The sequence below is a fragment of the Chromobacterium sinusclupearum genome (assembly GCF_002902845.1).
In the GTDB taxonomy this organism is placed as follows: Bacteria; Pseudomonadota; Gammaproteobacteria; order Burkholderiales; family Chromobacteriaceae; genus Chromobacterium; species Chromobacterium sinusclupearum.
Genome location: NZ_PPTF01000017.1, coordinates 1 through 17,571, shown reverse-complemented (window position 1 = coordinate 17,571; position 17,571 = coordinate 1). Strand labels below are relative to the sequence as shown.

Here is a 17,571-nt window from a genome sequence, read left to right as displayed (position 1 = left end):
ATAGGGTGGTTTTGTGAGCGCGGTGAATTCGGGTTACATGCCGTAACGCTTGAGCATATTACGTTTGCCTGCCTTGGGTGTATGTTGGCTTAATGCCGCCGTCTGCGCGGCAAGCCAGCGCAATGGGCAGACGACGCAATGAAGAATGCAGTTCCTCGGGATCTCCCGTCATCGGCGGGAGCATTTATGGTCGTGCTACTTAGGAAGCCTGTCATGAAGAAGAAACTGGTTCACAAAGTTCTGTATTCCTTGTTGTTGCTTTTGCCAGCCACCGGTGCGCTGGCGGAGGACAAGTCGCTTAACGTCTACAACTGGTCGGATTACATCGCCAAGTCCACCATCCCCGGCTTTGAAAAGCAGACCGGCATCAAGGTGAAATACGATGTCTACGACAGCGATGACACCTTGCAAGCCAAGATGCTGACCGGCCGCGCCGGCTACGACATCGTGGTGCCTACCTCCAATTTCATGGCCAGGCAGATCGAAGCCGGCATCTACCAGAAACTGGACAAATCCAAGCTGCCCAATCTGGCCAATCTGGACAAGTCTCTGATGGCCAAGATCGTCGACGCCGATCCGGGCAACGCGCACGGCGTGCCGTGGGCTTATGGCACTGACGGCCTGGGTTACAATTTCACCAAGGTCAAGGCCATCCTGGGCAACAACGCCCCGCTGGACAGCTGGGACATCCTGTTCGATCCCAAATACGTGTCCAAGCTGAAAGACTGCGGCGTGTCCGTGCTGGATCAGGCCAACGATGTGTTCGCCGTTACGCTGCACCATCTGGGCAAGGATCCGAACAGCAAGAATCCGGCCGACTACCAGGCCGCGTTCGAGGCCTTGAAGAAGATTCGCCCCTACATCACCCAGTTCAACTCGTCCGGCTACATCAACGACCTGGCCAATGGCGACATCTGTCTGGCGCTGGGCTGGTCCGGCGACGTCAACATCGCCAAGCACCGCGCGGCCGAGGCCAAGCGTTCCTATCAGCTGGGTTACGTGATCCCCAAGTCCGGCGCGCCGATCTGGTTCGACGTGATGGTGATCCCGAAGGATGCGCCGCACCCGGAAGCCGCGCTCAAGTGGATCAACTACATCGAGACGCCTGAGGTCAACGCGGCGATTACCGACGAGGTGTTCTACCCGACGGTCAACGCGGCGGCGCGCAAGTTCGTCAAGCCGGAAATCGCCAATGATCCGACCATCTACCCGCCGGAATCGGTGATGAAAACCTTGTTCCTGTTGAAGCCGTTGCCGGCGGACATCACCCGTCTGCAGAACCGGCTGTGGACGCAGCTGAAGACCGGGCGCTAAGCCTGTCATGAGCCGGGTGCCGCCATCCGGCTCTTGTCTGGATCACACAACAATAGTCCGCTGCCCGGCCTAGCCGGGACGGCCGGACAGCCGTGGGACATTGTCCGCCCTTGTTGGGCGGTCTGATGGTGTCGGCGAAGGCGCTTCGCCGATGGGGACGCAATGTTCAAACGCCTCAGGCGTTGTGGTGCTGCCATGAAACTACCGGATCTGAAATGGTTGCCATCGGGCAGGACAACGGCGATCGCCGTGCCTTTCCTGTTCCTGTTCGTGTTTTTCCTGTTGCCCTTCCTGCTGGTGGTGGGCATCAGTTTCTCCCAGCAGCAGCTGGGCATCCCGCCTTACACGCCGCTGACCAAGCTGGAAAACGACGTCTACACGGTTGCGCTCAACGTGAGCCATTACCGCTTCATGTTCACCGACGACCTGTATTTCGCCACCTATGTCAGCTCGGTGAAGATGGCGTTCTTCTCCACCGTGCTGTGTCTGCTGATCGGCTATCCGATGGCCTACTACATCGCGCGGGCCGAGGGCGCGACGCGCAACACCCTGATGATGATGGTGATGCTGCCGTTCTGGACCTCGTATCTGATTCGGGTTTACGCCTGGATAGGCATTCTGAAGAACGACGGTTTTCTCAACCAGTTCCTGCTATGGCTGGGGGTGATCAATAGTCCGCTGCATCTGTATCACACCAACTGGGGGGTCTACATCGGCATGGTGTTCTCCTACCTGCCGTTCATGATCATGCCGCTGTACGCCCACTTGGTGAAGATGGATCTGACGCTGCTGGAAGCGGCCTACGACCTGGGCGCCAAGCCTTGGCGCGCGTTTTGGCAGGTGACGCTGCCTTTGTCGAAGAACGGCATCGTCGCCGGCAGCCTCCTGGTGTTCATCCCGGCAGTGGGCGAGTACGTGATTCCGGAGCTGTTGGGCGGCTCGGACACGCTGATGATAGGCCGCGTGATGTGGGAAGAATTCTTCAGCAACAATGACTGGCCGATGGCCGCCACGGTGACCTGCTGCATGGTGCTGCTGCTGTTGGTGCCGATGGCGCTGTTCCAGCATTACCAGGTCAAGACAATGGAGGAGGCGAAATGATCAAGCCAAGCAAACCCTTGTCCTTTCTGGTGCTGGGACTCGGATACACCTTTCTGTACTTGCCCATCGTGCTGCTGGTGATCTACTCGTTCAACGAGTCCAAACTGGTGACGCTGTGGTCGGGGTTTTCTTTCAAATGGTACGCCGCCTTGCTGGACGACGATGAGCTGATCAATGCCGCCTGGCTCAGCCTGAAGATCGCGCTGATGACGGCGACGGCATCGGTGGTGATGGGTACCTGGGCCGGCTTCGTGCTGGGGCGTTTTGGCCGCTTCCGGCTGTTTGCGCTGTTTACCGGCATGATCAACGCGCCGCTGGTGATTCCCGAAGTGATCCAGGGCATATCGTTGCTGCTGCTGTTCGTGGCGATGGAGCAAAGCCTGGGGTGGCCGGAGGGCAGGGGGGTGTTCACCATCTGGATCGGCCACGTGATGCTGTGCGTGTCCTACGTCACCATCGTGGTGCAGTCGCGGGTGCGCGAGTTGAACCTGTCGCTAGAAGAGGCGGCGATGGACTTGGGCGCGCGGCCGCTGAAAGTGTTTTTCGTCATCACGCTGCCGCTGATCTCGCAGGCGCTGGTGTCCGGCTGGCTGTTGTCGTTCACGCTGTCGCTGGACGATCTGGTGCTGACCGCCTTCCTGTCCGGTCCAGGTTCCACCACCCTGCCCATGGTCATCTTCTCGCGGGTGAGGCTGGGTCTGAATCCGGAAATGAACGCGCTGGCTACCTTGTTCATCGTGCTGGTGTCGGTGGGCGTGGTCGTCGCCAATATCTATATGGGCGCGATGACGCGCAAGCGCGAGAAAGAGATGCGGTTGGCCTTTGCCAACGGCTGAGCAGGGTTGCGATGTAAACCACAAAGCAGTGCAGCACAAGGAGAAATGATGATGAAGAAGGTTCTGATCAGCGCATTGATCGCCGCGCTGCCCGGCGTGGCGATGGCCGATGCCAAGTCCGACGAGATCGTCCGGCTGAAGGCGCAGATGCAAAAACTGCAGCAGCAGATGGCGGAGCTGCAAAAGGCGGTGGAAGCGGCGACGGCCGATAAACCGGCCCCGGCCGCCTCGGCAGCCGCCAGTGGCGATGATGCCAATGCTGAGCTGAAAGAGCGGGTAGCCGGCATGGAGTTGAAGGTGGATAGGCTCAACACCGCCGCCAATGAAGGCCCGATCGCCGGCCTGAGCATTACCGGCTATCTCGACCCCACCTATATCTACAACCGCGGGCCTAACAGCGCCGGCTTCCAGTTCCTGAACCACCAGAATACTTACGCTTACAGCAACAGCACCTTCGGCGATGTCTACCTGGACATCAAGAAGACCTTCGGCATCGGTCCCACCGCGCCCAGCGCCGAAATCACCATCATGCCCAACCGCGGCTCCGGCAACACCTTGCTGGATGGCGGCAGCGGCAACAACATCATCAATACCGCGGTGATCAACTTCCCGTTGACTGACACTTGGACTTTCAATGCCGGCCTGATGAATAGTTTCGGCGGCTACGAGGTGCAACAGTCCAACCAGATGGTGACCTTGACCCACGGCCTGCTGTACGACTTCAGCGATCCGGGCAGCTATATCGGCGCCGGCTTCAACTGGAGCCACGACGTGTGGGCGTGGAAGTTCCTGCTGGCCAATGAGCAGTACCGCACGCATGCCAACAACCAGACGTTCAACGGCACCCGCAGCAACAATACGCCTACCGCCACCGCCCGCGTCGATTACACCTGGAGCAGTGCGCTGGATCTTGGCATGTCAATGAATGCGGGCAGGCAAACGCTCCCATCGACCACTACCGGCAGCGGCTACGGTTATCAAGGCACTGCGCCGGGGCCTTACAGCAACTATTTCTTCACCGAGGCCGACGCCAGCTACACCTTGGGGGATATCCAGTACAACGCCGAACTGGATTACGGCCAGCAGCAGCGAGCCGCTTGGAATGGCGGCAATGCCGTGTGGTACGGCGCCTCCCTCCTGGGCCACCGCAAATGGATGACCGAGACCGTCGGTAAGATGGGCGCCACTTTGCGTTACGACTATCTGAACAACAGCAAGAACGGCGGCGGCGGCGGCGGGATTGCTTTGGGTAGTAATGGAGTCGATGGTGTGAATGGCTTCGGTGTATCCGCCGTCTGCCTAGCTAGCGGATCGTCCGATTGCAAGGGCGCCAACCGCCAGGCTTTGACGGCGGACCTGCTGTTCTTCCCCACCGATCAGTTGACGCTGAAGCTGGAATACCGTCACGATTGGGCCAGCGAAAGCGTCTTCCTGCGCAACGACGGCAGCTATCGCAAGAGCAACGACCTGATCGGCGCCCAGGCGGTCTACACCTTCTGAGTTCGGCATCGGTTTTCCAGCGGCGGCGGGCCTGTCCCGCCGCTTTTTAATTTGCCATGCTTGCGGCAGAATGCCTGCATCATTCCGGATATCGTCCCTTATTCATGTTGCTTGATCTGCTGCGCTGGCCGCTGCCGCGCTACCGTCCCGACGCTTCCCGCGGCCATCACGGCTCGGATGGCTACCGCAATCTCTATCCTTTCCAGCAGCCGCGTTTTGTTGATCTGGCCCGCTGGAACTGGCAGCGAAGACGGCTGAAAGTCGCGCATCGCCTGCAAGACATCCGCAGGGTCGAGCCTGACGCGGCGGCGTTGACGGCCAATCGCGAGCGGCCGTCTTATACCTGGATAGGCCACGCCAGCGGGTTGATTCAGCTGGCTGGGGTGAATCTGTTGCTGGACCCGGTTTGGTCGCCGCGTGCCTCGCCTGTGCAGTGGATGGGGCCGAAGCGCCTGCTGCCGCCCGCCATGGCTTTGCCGGACTTGCCGCGCATCGACGTGGTGATGGTGACGCACAATCATTATGACCACCTTGATTTTCCTACCCTACGCCGCTTGGCGGCTCAGGCGGGCGGATCGCCGTTGTTTGTGGTGCCCTTGGGCGTGGGGCGGACCTTGCTGCGCGCCGGGGCGCCGGCTGAGCGCATCGTCGAACTCGACTGGTGGCAGCGTCATCGCCACGGCGCGGTTGAGTTGACGCTGACGCCGGCGCAGCACTGGAGCAAACGCTGGGTCTGGGGCGACCGCAACCGCGCGCTGTGGGGCGGCTTCGCGGTAAAGGGCGACGGCGTCCAGCTTTGGTATCCGGGCGATACCGGGTATCATCCGGAGCTTTTCGCGCGCATTGCCGAGCATCTGGGCGAGGTCGATTTGGCGCTGCTGCCCATCGGCGCCTACCAGCCGCGCTGGTTTCTGGCGCCGCAGCACATCAATCCGGACGAGGCGGTGGAGATTTTCCGCATTCTGCGCCCGAAGCGGGCGCTGGCGGTGCATTGGGGCACCTTTGTCCTGACTGATGAGCCGCTGCATCAACCGCCGCTGGATCTGGCCGAAGCCTTGCGCCGACATGGCATCGCGCCGGCTGATTTCAGCGTGCCGGCCTTGGGCGAGACCGTCTGGCTGGATGAACCGATACGCAGCGAAAAGCCGTAAAGGATCAAAAGAAGGGCAATTGCAGGCACCTCAAGGTGGATCAAGCATTGCCCGCACCGGCCTGGGCGAATACAATCAAAATCCAGTTATTTTTCAAAAGCGAAGGCAAATTTTCGTTTTCGCGGCAATTCGTGGGGCTATCTAATGACTATTCATCAACTGATCAACGAACGGGTACAGGCGGCGCTGGCAGCGGCTGGCGCCCCTGATGCGCCTGCCGTGGTCCAGCCGGCTTCCAAGCCGGAATTCGGCGACTACCAGGCCAACGGCGTCATGGGCGCCGCCAAAGCGCTGAAGACCAACCCGCGCGCGCTGGCCGAAAAGGTCGTGGCCGCGCTGGATCTTGCCGGCATCGCCGACAAGGTGGAAATCGCCGGTCCGGGTTTCATCAATATTCATCTAGCCCCTGAATATCTGTCCCGACGAAGCGAAGCCGCCCTGAAAGACGACAAGCTGGGCATCGCGCCGGTGAAGCCGCTGCGCGTGATGGTGGAATATTCCTCGCCTAACCTGGCCAAGGAAATGCACGTTGGCCATTTGCGCTCGTCCATCATCGGCGACGCGCTGGCGCGCGTGATGGAATACGTGGGCCATGATGTGGTTCGCGCCAACCACGTGGGCGACTGGGGCACCCAGTTCGGCATGCTGGTGGCCTACCTGGTGGAAACCAGCCACGCCGGCGACGCCGACCTGCAGCTGTCCGACCTGGAAACCTTCTACCGCAACGCCAAGATCCGCTTCGACGAGAGCGAAGACTTCGCCAACACCGCCCGCGATTACGTGGTGAAACTGCAGGGCGGCGATGAGGAAGTGCTGAAGTTGTGGCGCCAGTTCGTCGATGTGTCGCTGAAGCATTGCGAAGACGTATACGAGAAGCTGAATGTCGGCCTGAAGCGCGAGCATGTGCGCGGCGAATCGTCGTACAACGACGACCTGCCGGTCATCGTGCAGGAGCTGCGCGAGAAGGGCTTGCTGACTGAGGACGACGGCGCGCAAGTGGTGTTCCTGGAGGAGTTCCGCACCCAGGAAGACAAGCCGATGGGCGTGATCGTGCAGAAGAAGGACGGCGGCTTCATTTACACCACCACCGACATCGGCGCGGTGCGCTACCGCCATCGCGAGTTGAAGCTCGACCGCGTGATCTATGTGGTGGACGCGCGCCAGAGCCAGCACTTCGCCCAGATGTTCTCCATCTGCCGTAAGGCCGGTTTCGCGCCGGAAGGCATGAAGCTGGAGCACGTGGGTTTCGGCGTGATGATGGGCGACGACGGCAAGCCGTTCAAGACCCGTTCCGGCGGCACCGTCAAGCTGATCGAGCTGCTGCATGAAGCCGAGGAGCGCGCTTACGCGCTGGTGTCCGAGAAAAACCCTGACCTGTCCGACGAGCAAAAGCGTGAAATCGCCAACGCGGTGGGCATCGGCGCGGTGAAGTACGCCGACCTGTCCAAGAACCGCATGAGCGACTACATCTTCAACTGGGACACCATGCTGGCGTTCGAGGGCAACACGGCGCCGTACCTGCAATATGCGTATACCCGCGTGCAGAGCGTGTTCCGCAAGGCAGAGGACTACGACGCCAACGCCAAGATCGTGATCACCGAACCGGCTGAGAAGCAGCTGGCTGCCGCGCTGGCGCAGTTCGAAGACACGCTGAACGCGGTGGTGGAAGGCTGCTACCCGCACTATCTGTCGCAGTACCTGTACCACATCGCCACGCTGTTCTCGCGTTTCTACGAAGCCTGCCCGATCCTGAAGAGCGAGGGCGAGGTCCGCGCCAGCCGTCTGCAACTGGCCGCGCTGACCGCCAAGACCCTGCGCACCGGCCTGGATCTGCTGGGCATCAAGGTGCTGGAGTCGATGTAAGCGCCGCTGCCCGGATCATCGCCAAAAACCCCGCCTTACCCGGCGGGGTTTTTCATGGTTAGGCATAGGGCCGGAACGGATTGCCGTGATGGCGGTCCATTGTGGCGCAGCGCCGCATTTGCCCTATCCGCGCGCGGTAAAAAACAATTCGCCAACCATATGAATGGTATCCCGATGAACGCTTCATTATCCATCGCCGCGCGCAGCGCCGGCATCGCGCTCTGCCTGTGGCCTCCCATCGCCTCGCAAGCGGGGCTCGCCCCGACTCCCGCTGATCCGCAAACGGTAGCGCAATATCTGAAACAGGCCAAAGCCAGCCAGCAACCGGCCAGGCTACTTGGCGAAAGCGAGCAGGATGGCGTCACCGTGCGCAGCTACGGTTTTGTGTCGCAGCGTTGGCCGGGCTTAGGCAGCACGCTGGCCAGCGACGCGCCTCAGTGGGAGCATGAGTTGAAACTGGCGCTGCCGCCGGAACGCAAGCCGGGCTCGCCGGTGCTGCTGTATGTCAGCGGCGGCAGCAACCATGCAGAGAAGGGCCCGCAAGCGCCGCGGGATCCGTTGCCGATCGCAGAACTGGCGCGCGGGTTGGGCATCGCGGTAGCTGAGCTGTATTACGTTCCCAACCAGAGCCTGCATCTGGACGGACGGCCGCTCGGCCGCGAGGATGCGCTGGTCGCCTATAGCTGGCGCAAGAGCGTGGACCAGCCGGAGGCCGACCGTTTCAGCTCCTTGCATCTGCCGATGACACAGGCCGCCGTCGCGGCGATGGATGCGATCCAGGCCAGCCTGCCGGATGCGCGCGCCTTCGTGCTGTCGGGCAGCTCCAAGCGCGGCTGGACCAGTTGGCTGGCCGGATTGAATGACGAGCGGGTCCAGGCCATCGTGCCGGTGGTCGCCGATTTCTGGAACATCCGCGTCAATTTCACCCACGTGTACAACAGCTACGGCAAGCAATGGCCGGTGGCGCTGCGGGATTATGACAGAAACGGCATCACCGGCGAGGTGCTGAACGGCAGTCCCGGCTTCGACGCCTTGCTGCGGTTCGAAGACGTGGTCAACTACCCGGAAAGCATGGCGCGGCTGGCGAAATACATGATTTCCGCGTCCGGGGACGACTTCGCGGTGCCGGACTCCGCCTGGAGCTATCTGCCGATGTTGAAGGGGCCGATGCAGCTGCGCTATCTGCCCAATCAGTCCCATTACGTGGGCAGCAAGCAGGTGGCCGAGGCGCTGCGACAGTTCATGGGCCGCTGGCTGGCTGGCAAGCCTTTGCCCGAGGCCAGCGTGGACGGGGACGAGCGCAATGGCCGGATCAGCGTGAGCACCCGGGAGCCGGCGGTCCACGCCAGATTATGGCTGGCGCGCAATCCGGACAGCCGCGATTTCCGCCTCCGTTCCGGCATCCGCTATCAGGAGCAGCCGATCAAGGGCAAGTGCCGGCTGGGCGAGTGCCGCTTCGAATTCACGCCGGACGCGGCACAGCCGGGCTGGCAGGCTTATTTCATCGAGTTCGAGGCCAAGGATTTCACCTGGACCACGCCGCCGCTGATCTGGCCTAAGCGCTATCCCGATGGCTCGAACGTGCCTGTCGCCGCGCCTCGACTGCAACTGGGCGGCTGAGGCCGCTTCACGCAAGCTGTAATAGGCGGTCGCGGATCTGGACCGGGGCGTTTGACGTTCCCTCCCAGTCCGCGCGCCGGTAGCGGCCATCTTCCAGTAGATCGGCGCCAAAATAATCGCAGCCCAGCAAGCGGATGGACGCGGGCAGCGCCGCCTGCGCCTCTTCGAGCAGCGCCGACTCCACATCCGGCACCAGCGCCGGCAGCGCCTGCCAGCCGCTCTGGTCTATCCAGCCCATGCGGCCCAGGCCAGCGATCAATCGCAGACGCTTTGGCCGCAGCCGGAAGAACATGAAATCCAGCGCCAGCCATTCTTCGGCCTCCGGGATATAGCGTAAGAGGCGCTGACGCAAAGCGTCCGGTGCCTCGAAGCATTCCGCATCTCCCAATATCGTCATCCGCGAGGCCGATTGCGCGGCATCGTCGCCAGGGGCCAGCAAAGACAGGCTGATGTGCGGATCGGCCAGCAGATTTTTGCTGTGCTCGGCCAGGTTGCTGGCCACGAATACCGGGCGGTGATGCTCGTCGCAGCAGTACTGGATGGCGCTGGCGTAGGGGTAGCCCGGATCATGCTGCGACTGGGTGGCGAGCGTGGCGTGGCGGCATTGATGCAGCAGGCTGATGGCGAGATCCGGTTTCATATCGGGCTTCCGGCAGGGAAAGATGCCGACATTCTAGGACGCGGGCGGGCAAAACAAAACGCCCCGCGAGAGGCGGGGCGTCGATGTCAACGCGCACTGAGCTTAGAAGCCTGCGGTCTTGGAGACGAAGGCGTTCAGATTGGCCACGTTCAAACTCCCCCAGCCGGTGGCATAGTCCCAGCCAGCCTTGGCCGAAAATGCGCCATTGCTGCCGCTGGCCACGTCATGGTACAGCGTGGGATTGGCCTTGAAGTACTTGTAGATGGCAGGGTTGGGCGAAACCAGCTTATTGCCGTTGAGCGACTGGATACGGTTCCAAAAGCCGCTGAACAAGGGCGCGGCCAAGCTGGTGCCGCCTACTTGATAGGTGCTGCCGGCCACCAGCACCAGCTCGCCGCTGTTCGGGTCGGCATCAAAAGCGATATCTGGGACCCCGCGGCGGGTCTTGGAGGTTGTCAGCACGCCGGCTGCGGTTTGCCATGACGGCGCGGCTTCGGTGTAGCTTGGTCCGCCGCCGCCGCCGCTCCAGGTTTTTTCGCTGCTGTACGCGTTGGCGCCGCTGGTGGTCAGTGTGGTGCCGCCGACTGCGATCACATAAGGCGATACCGCCGGATAGCTTTGATACGGCGTGCCGCCGCCGCACTCGTAAGAGCCGGAGTCGCCGCTGGAAACGGAGAAGGTTTGGCCGTGCGCCACGGCGGCTTGCAGCATTTGATCCACGCTGGCGGTCATGCCGGAGTATTGCGCGCTCAGCTCGCATTCGCCCAGCGATACATTGACCACCTTGGCGCTGTTGGCGCTGACCGCGGCATTGATGGCGGCGGCGATGTCGCTATTGCTCATCGACGGCGCCACATAAAACTGCAGTTGCTTCAGCGCGCCGCCGCTGGCGGCGAGTATGGTCTGGCTATCCAGATTCCACTCCACGATGCCGGAAGTGTCTGACGTGGGGCTGCCTGCATTGACGATGGCCACGCTGGGCGCGGCAAAGCCGGCGCTTCGGGCGTAGCTGTTCAGGTCGGCAACCGTCTGGCTCAGGTTTCCTTCCGCAATAATGCCGGCCACACCGCTCTTGGCGGCCGGCAGGTTGGCCGCGTTATAGATGGCGGCGAAGTCGGTCGGTTTGTGCGCGACGATGTCGGTGCTGGCCTTGGCCACGCTCTGGGCATGGAAGGCGGTATGGAATTGATGGACATTTTGCAGGCCGTGCACCGCCAGCACGATGCCGGACAGGCTGGCCGGCACCTGGACATTGGCGGTGTTGGCGTAGGCCTGGCGGCCATTGACGCTGTAACGATGCAACTTGGTTTGGAACGCCTTGTAAACTGTGGCGTGGCTGCCGTCGGCCGTTACCAGCAGATTGTTGGAAGAGACGGTGATATTGCGGAAGCCGTTCTGTTGCAGATGGCTCACCACCTGCTGAACCTGGGCCGAGGTGGGCGCGTATTGGGCCATGAACTGCGCGTCGCTGATCGGCTGGTTTTGTCCGGACTGGATGCTGCTGGTCAGCGCGTCCAGTTGAGATTGGTTGCGCAGCGCCAAGCTGATAGCCACATGAACCAGCTCACCGCCAGCGAGTTCTCCATTGTCTACTGCGCCTGGTATCAGCTGTTGCACCGGGTGCGCCTGAGTGGTGGTGGCGGTCCAGTTGCCGGCGGCCTGCGCCGGGATGCCGAATGCGCCGCCAATCAGCAGCAGAAGGGTGGAATATCTTGCCCGCATGCCATTTCTCCCTGAAGAAACCGCGTCCCGTCCTTGGATGATAGACGGGGAAGTACGCGTTTTTACTAGATAGCGAGCGTGCTGGCTTTTGTAAAGTAATTGCTCTTAAATTACCCGGTTTATTTGTAATTGTTTACGCAAAATTCAGATTGCATCCGGAAAGTGTGGATGGCTGGATACACCGGCATTGGCGCGTGGATAACAGAAAACCCCGGGCAAGCCCGGGGTTTCCGTCAGCGTAGCCGCTTCGATCAGAAGCCGGAGTGGCTGCCGATGAAGGTGTTCAGCGCGGACACGTTCAGGCTGCCCCAACCGGTGGCGTAATCCCAGCCCTTGGTGGCTTTGTAGCCGCCGTTGTTGCCAGTGGTCACGTCATGGTACAGGCCGGTATTGGCCTTGAAGTACTGGTAGATGGCCGGGTTCGGCGATACAAGGCTGTTGCCGTGAGCGGACTGGATGCGGGCCCAGAAGCCGGTGAACAGCGGAGCGGCTAGGCTGGTGCCGCCGATCTGTTCGTTGCTGCCGTTCACGACCACCAGCGCGCCGCTATTCGGATCTGCGTCGAAGGACACGTCCGGCACGCCGCGTTTGGTCTTGGACGTGGTCAGCACGCCGGCCTTGGTTTGCCAAGCCGGTGCGGCTTCTACGACGCTGGGGCCGCCGCCGCCGCCGTTCCATACCGATTCCGACGAGTACTTGGTGCCGCTGGTGGACAGCGTGGTGCCGCCCACTGCGATCACGTACGGCGAGGTGGCCGGATAGCTCTGGCCTGCGCTATTGCCGCATTCGGCGGAGCCGGAGTCGCCGGTGGACACCGAGAAGGTCTGGCCCTGTGCGACGGCGGTTTGGAAGATCTGGTCGTCGGAGGCAACCATGCCGTCGCTTTGCGCGCCGGTTTCGCACTCGCCCAACGAGACATTGATCACCTTGGCCGAGCCATCGCTGACCGCGGAGTTGAATGCCGCGGTGATGTCGGCGTTGGTCATCGAGGTGGCGACGTAGAAATTCATTTGTTGCAGCGCGCCGCCCGCGGCAGCCAGGATGTCCTGGCTATCCAGGTTCCATTCGCCCACGCCGTCGGTGTCGGAAGAGGCGTCGCCGGCGTTGACCACATTGGTCTGCACATAGCTGTAGCCGGCGGAATCTTCAAACTGCTGCAAGTCTTGCAGGGTTTGAGTCAGATCGCCTTCCGCGATGATGCCTACGGTGGTGTTGCTGGCCGGCGGCAGGCTGCTGGCGTTGTAGATCAAGGGGAAGTCGGTCGGATTATGGCCGACCACGCTGTTGGTCTTGGCTTTGGCGAAAGCTTGAACGCCGGCTTTCTGCAGCGTGGTGTGGAAGGTGTGAACGTTTTGCAGGCCATGGACGGCGAGCACGATGTTGCCCAGCGATTGCGGCACTTGGGCGGCGGTCACGTTGGCGAAGGCGGTGCGGCCATTGGCGTTGAAGCGATGCAGCGTCGCGTTGAAGGCGGTCTTGGCGGTGGCGGCGGAGCCGTCAGCGGTGATCAGCATGCGGTTGGCGGCAACTTTGATATTGCGGAAGCCGCTCTTTTGCAGGTGGGCTACAACCTGCTGTACCTGAGCTTGGGTGGGCGCGAACTGGGCCATGAACTCGTTGTGGCTCAGTGTCTTGTGGCTGGTGCCGGCCAGCAGGCTGCTGGTCAGCGCGTCCAGTTGCGCCTTGTTGCGCAGTTTCAGCGTCACGGCTACATGCACGGATTGGCCGGCGGCAACTTCACCAGTGCTTTGGGCAGTGGTGGAACGCGTCAGCGTGGAAACCAGCGGATGAGCCTGGGTGGCGGTATTGACCCAGGCTTCACCGGCTTGAGCGCCGGCGGTGAACAGGCCGGCAACAATCAGTGCAACAGCGTGCTGTTTTGCAATCATGCAAATTTCTCCTCTTTGCAGTGTGTAATTCAGGTGGGCGGTATGCCTTTTCCTGATAAGGGTTCGGTTTATATTGCGAAGCTATGTCTTAACCGTTTACCCATGATTGCCCCCTTTTTGGGGAGGCATGCCGCAAATTCATGCGACGCTTAATCAATAGTCCAGATAGTCTGTAAATGCCAAATGCATTTAATACAAATTCATATTTAAGGCCTAAAATTAATGAAAATTAAAGGATTTTAAGGTTTTTGGCAGAGTTGGTGCCTTGAAAAATGACAAAGCAGTACAAATGCTCCATTTGTTGATTTTTGGAGAAATGCAAATATGCATGCCTGTCATGTTTTTTTTTAATGCATTGCAAGCGTGCGAATGTGCGGATTTTGTGAAATCGGCAACACTCTCTTGGTTAGGGATGCAAAAAAGCAACAAATGGCCAGGATCAGATAGGTCGGCAGATGTGTGTTTAGATATGTTTTTGTGACGATGTGTGACGTGAATGATTCTTTACACTTGATTTACAAGGAGATTTATAAAACGGCTGTGTGACGAATTGTCGTTATTTCAGAAGTGTGTGATCTCTCTTTTTGTTAGTGGTATCGAGAAAGTAAATGGCTGTTGACGGTGATCATTACAAACTTTCACACTCGAATCACATTCGCTCAGCATGACGAATACAAAGATCCGGCCGCCCACGAGGCGAGCGGGCGACATATCTACAAAAGGGATTTGGAGAAATCATGAACTACAAGAGAAAGACACTGGTGGTGGCCCTGTCGCTTGTGGGTAGCGTAGGCTACGCGCAGCTCGCTCATGCGGATGACTCTGACAGCAACTCTTTACAGCGCGTGGATGTTGTTGGTTCTCACATCAAGCGACTAAAGAGCGAAAAGGCTACCGAGGTCACCACGATCAAAGTCGATGACTTGGCTAAGCAAGGATTGAATACGGTTGAGCAAGTGGTTAATGCCTTGGCTTCCAACCAATCCAATATCGGTGCAAATTCTAGCGTGGGCCAATCAACTGGTGGCGCCGCATTTGCCAACCTGCGCGGTTTAGGGCAGCAGTACACTCTGGTACTGCTTGATGGTCGTCGCGTTCCCTATCATCCGTTTGATGGTACGGCTGCCGACTTGAACGCCATACCGCTTTCCGCCATTGAGCGTGTGGATGTATTGCCAGATGGAGCGGCAGCTATTTATGGTAGTGATGCTATTGGCGGCGTGATCAATTTCATTACCAAGAAGAGCTTTCAAGGTCTGACTTTGGGCGGGGATTTCCTGACCCCGCAACGTTCCGGAGGTAATGAAAAGAACCTAAATGGTTCCTATGGCTACGGTAATCTGTCGAAAGACGGGTTTAATGTTTATGCTACTGCCTCTTACCACAAGACAGATAGCATACTGGCCTCGCAGCGAGATTTTGCTTCGGCGATCACGCCTGCAATGAAGGCAAGTTCCAATAGTTATCCAGGCAACTACACACCTGATGGCGGCAATAGCTTGGTTGGTCCTAGCGGCTATCCGAATTGCCCTGCGCCAGCTTTTGCAAAAGGCGGCGTATGCAAAATGTATCCTGGCACTATGGTAGGCATACAACCTGAAACAGAGCAGTGGTCGGGTTTGGCTAAAGGAACGGTCCGAATCGGTGATAACCATGAGTTGTCTCTGACCTACAATATAACTCGTACCAAGAACACGACAATCGCTGCGCCTGCTCCTACAGGGCTGGAAGTTTTCCTTCCTAGTGGCACGCAGGGGATCGTGACGCCTGATGGTTCCGCTTCGCTGTCACCCTTCTTGCGCACCATGCCTTTGGGTAATCGCGTGACGGAGGCCGTGAATGTTCAGCAAAAAATACAGCTGAACTTGGAAGGTCAGTTAGCAGGCTGGGACTATAAAACCGGCATAGGTTATGGTCAGAGCTATGCTACCGAGGAACTGGTAAGTGGTTTTACTGGTGACAATGAGGTTGCCAATGCTTATAAGAACAATCAAATAAGCTTGTTGACAGGCTATGCCACCGATCCAAATGTATGGAATCAGATCGGCATCAAGGGCCATCTGGATGATGGCAAGTATACCGTGGCAAGTGCAGACTTCAGTATGAGTAAAGAAGTCTTGCAATTGCCTGCTGGACCAATGGCAGTTGCATTTGGTACGGAAGTGCGTCACGACACGCTTGAGCACAACTACAACTACCCGATTTCCAAAGATGCGATTGGTCCTGGTATGCAGCAATCTCTGGATACTAAGGGAAATCGAACTGTCTCTGCATTATTTGCCGAGGCGGACGTTCCTATCATCAAGCATCTGGATGGCAAGGTTGCTGTTCGTTATGACCACTATAACGACGTAGGCGACTCTGTCAGCCCGGAAGTGTCTTTGCGTTATGAGCTGTCGCCGCAAGTACTGCTGCGGACTTCTGCGAGTACCGGCTTCCGAGCTCCCTCTTTGTATGATATGTACCAGCCTAACCAAAGTCAGTTGACTGGTAACTTCTATGCCGATCCGATTAGCTGCCCATCCTTATCGAGCACATGCCCTAGTCTGCAGCGTTACCTGAAGGTAGGCGGTAATACCAAGTTGCAGCCAGAGAAGTCCTCTTCATTATCGGTCGGTATCGTAGTTGAGCCGATCAAGAGTATTACAGCTAGTGCTGATTTGTGGTGGGTGATGATCAAGCATCAGGTTAGCACGATGCCTGAGGCAACATTGTTTGACGGCAATCACAATAGCCTGCTGTTCTATGATCCGAATAATGGCGGCAACCTGACCGGTATGGCTACGACTCAGAATATGGGTAATTCTAGCTCGGCTGGCTTGGATGTCGATTTCCGCTGGGCGCTGCCTAAGACATCGATCGGTAATTTTACGGCTGAATTGTCTGGGACTTATCTAGCTAAAAACGTCTACCAGTTAGTGGAAAATGGTGATTACTACAGTAACCTGGGTCAGTATGTCGCCACTCAAAATGAGCCCACCTTCCGTTGGCAACATAATCTGAGTTTGAACTGGAAGCTGGGTGCATGGAGTGCGTTGATGTCCCAGAATTATAAGTCGGGTTACACCGATCAGAATTCTGGCGCCTTCGCTGCAACCAATCACATGGTTAAGCCATATTCGACCTGGAATCTGTCCGGCAGCTATGACTGGGACAAGCATCTGACTCTGACCGCTGGTGTGCGCAACCTGTTTGATCAACTGCCTCCGTGGAGCAATCAGCAATACCTGTTCCAAGGTAACTACGATGCACGCTTTGCTGATCAAGTCGGTCGCGCCTACTTCCTGAAGGCTAATTACAAGATGTAATTCAGTTGATGAAGGTCGCCACCTCAGCCTGGATTTTGCTGGGGTGGCGTTTTGCGCTTGGCAATCCAGTAAAGCCGTTAAGGAAGTGAACGTAACAATGTCATATCCCGCAGTAAGGCAACAGTCAGGTCTGCGCAGCCGCCGCGGCGCCGGTCTGGCCGGGGTGATCATATTCCACGCCGTGCTGATCTACGCGCTGGTGACCGGCTTGGCCCAGGGCGTGGTGAAGGTGATCCAGCAGAAGGTGGAAGTGTCGGTGATCAGCGAACCGCCACCGCCACCGCCGCCACCGCCGCCGAAGATCGAAAAAGTGGTGCAGCAGCCGACAGCGCCGAAACCGCAGGCCTATGTGCCGCCAGTGGTCAATCCGCCGCCGATGGTGCAATCGCAGAACGCGATCCAGTCGGTGACGGCTGATCCGACGCCGCAACCGGCCCCGACGCCGGCGCCGGCAGTGGAAGCGCCCAAAGGCCCGGTGTCCGCCAGGGCCAACTGCAGCCATCTGGAATCGCCGGAATACCCGTCCAAGGCCCAGGAAGATGAAATCCAGGGCGTGGTGAACGTGGTGTTCAGCGTCGGCGCCAGCGGCAAATACAGCGGCGACGCCAGCTTCAATTTCAGCGGCGA

12 protein-coding genes are annotated in these 17,571 nt (G+C 59.0%); 9 read left to right on the top strand and 3 right to left on the bottom strand.

Features of this window, described 5'->3' with window-relative positions; all coding sequences use genetic code 11:
• The first annotated feature begins 213 nt into the window (after nt 1-213).
• The 7 genes from C2134_RS04750 to C2134_RS04720 all read left to right on the top strand — a co-directional run bounded on the left by C2134_RS04750 (nt 214) and on the right by C2134_RS04720 (nt 9,385).
• A complete protein-coding gene (locus tag C2134_RS04750) occupies nt 214-1,314 on the top strand; it encodes a polyamine ABC transporter substrate-binding protein (protein WP_103317969.1) in 1,101 nt (366 codons plus the stop codon).
• Nucleotides 1,315-1,509: 195 nt separating this feature from the next.
• On the top strand, nt 1,510-2,415 hold the full coding sequence (locus C2134_RS04745) for an ABC transporter permease subunit (RefSeq protein ID WP_103317967.1): 906 nt from the start codon (nt 1,510-1,512) through the stop codon (nt 2,413-2,415).
• Nucleotides 2,412-3,251 (top strand): ABC transporter permease subunit, encoded by an 840-nt coding sequence (locus tag C2134_RS04740; RefSeq protein ID WP_103317965.1) that lies wholly within the window; start codon nt 2,412-2,414, stop codon nt 3,249-3,251. Before C2134_RS04745 ends, C2134_RS04740 begins: the two co-directional genes overlap by 4 nt.
• 48 nt (nt 3,252-3,299) lie before the next feature.
• Nucleotides 3,300-4,751, top strand: coding sequence for a DUF3138 family protein (locus C2134_RS04735; RefSeq protein ID WP_233196356.1), 1,452 nt, complete (start codon nt 3,300-3,302; stop codon nt 4,749-4,751).
• A gap of 104 nt (nt 4,752-4,855) precedes the next feature.
• The gene (locus C2134_RS04730) at nt 4,856-5,902 is read left to right on the top strand and encodes an MBL fold metallo-hydrolase (RefSeq protein ID WP_158248695.1); all 1,047 of its coding nucleotides are present in this window, start codon (nt 4,856-4,858) and stop codon (nt 5,900-5,902) included.
• A gap of 144 nt (nt 5,903-6,046) precedes the next feature.
• Nucleotides 6,047-7,765, top strand: coding sequence for an arginine--tRNA ligase (gene argS, locus C2134_RS04725; RefSeq protein ID WP_103317960.1), 1,719 nt, complete (start codon nt 6,047-6,049; stop codon nt 7,763-7,765).
• A 174-nt stretch (nt 7,766-7,939) separates the two neighbouring features.
• Nucleotides 7,940-9,385: a PhoPQ-activated protein PqaA family protein gene (locus C2134_RS04720; RefSeq protein WP_158248694.1), complete on the top strand. Its 1,446-nt coding sequence runs from the start codon at nt 7,940-7,942 to the stop codon at nt 9,383-9,385.
• Nucleotides 9,386-9,392: 7 nt separating this feature from the next.
• Here the strand turns inward: C2134_RS04720 and C2134_RS04715 are convergent, their stop codons facing one another.
• From C2134_RS04715 to C2134_RS04705, 3 genes are all read right to left on the bottom strand, one after another.
• Nucleotides 9,393-10,025: a HugZ family pyridoxamine 5'-phosphate oxidase gene (locus tag C2134_RS04715; RefSeq protein WP_103317957.1), complete on the bottom strand. Its 633-nt coding sequence runs from the start codon at nt 10,023-10,025 to the stop codon at nt 9,393-9,395.
• A gap of 102 nt (nt 10,026-10,127) precedes the next feature.
• Nucleotides 10,128-11,747, bottom strand: a complete 1,620-nt coding sequence (locus C2134_RS04710) for a S53 family peptidase (RefSeq protein ID WP_103317955.1) — start codon at nt 11,745-11,747, stop codon at nt 10,128-10,130.
• 251 nt (nt 11,748-11,998) lie between these two features.
• Nucleotides 11,999-13,636, bottom strand: coding sequence for a S53 family peptidase (locus tag C2134_RS04705; RefSeq protein ID WP_103317953.1), 1,638 nt, complete (start codon nt 13,634-13,636; stop codon nt 11,999-12,001).
• Nucleotides 13,637-14,373: 737 nt separating this feature from the next.
• Here C2134_RS04705 and C2134_RS04700 point away from each other — a divergent pair.
• Entirely contained in the window at nt 14,374-16,944 is a 2,571-nt protein-coding gene (locus C2134_RS04700) for a TonB-dependent receptor (RefSeq protein WP_103317952.1), read from the top strand.
• 97 nt (nt 16,945-17,041) lie between these two features.
• The coding region (locus C2134_RS04695; protein WP_103317950.1) for a hypothetical protein at nt 17,042-17,571 on the top strand (530 nt) is incomplete at its 3' end.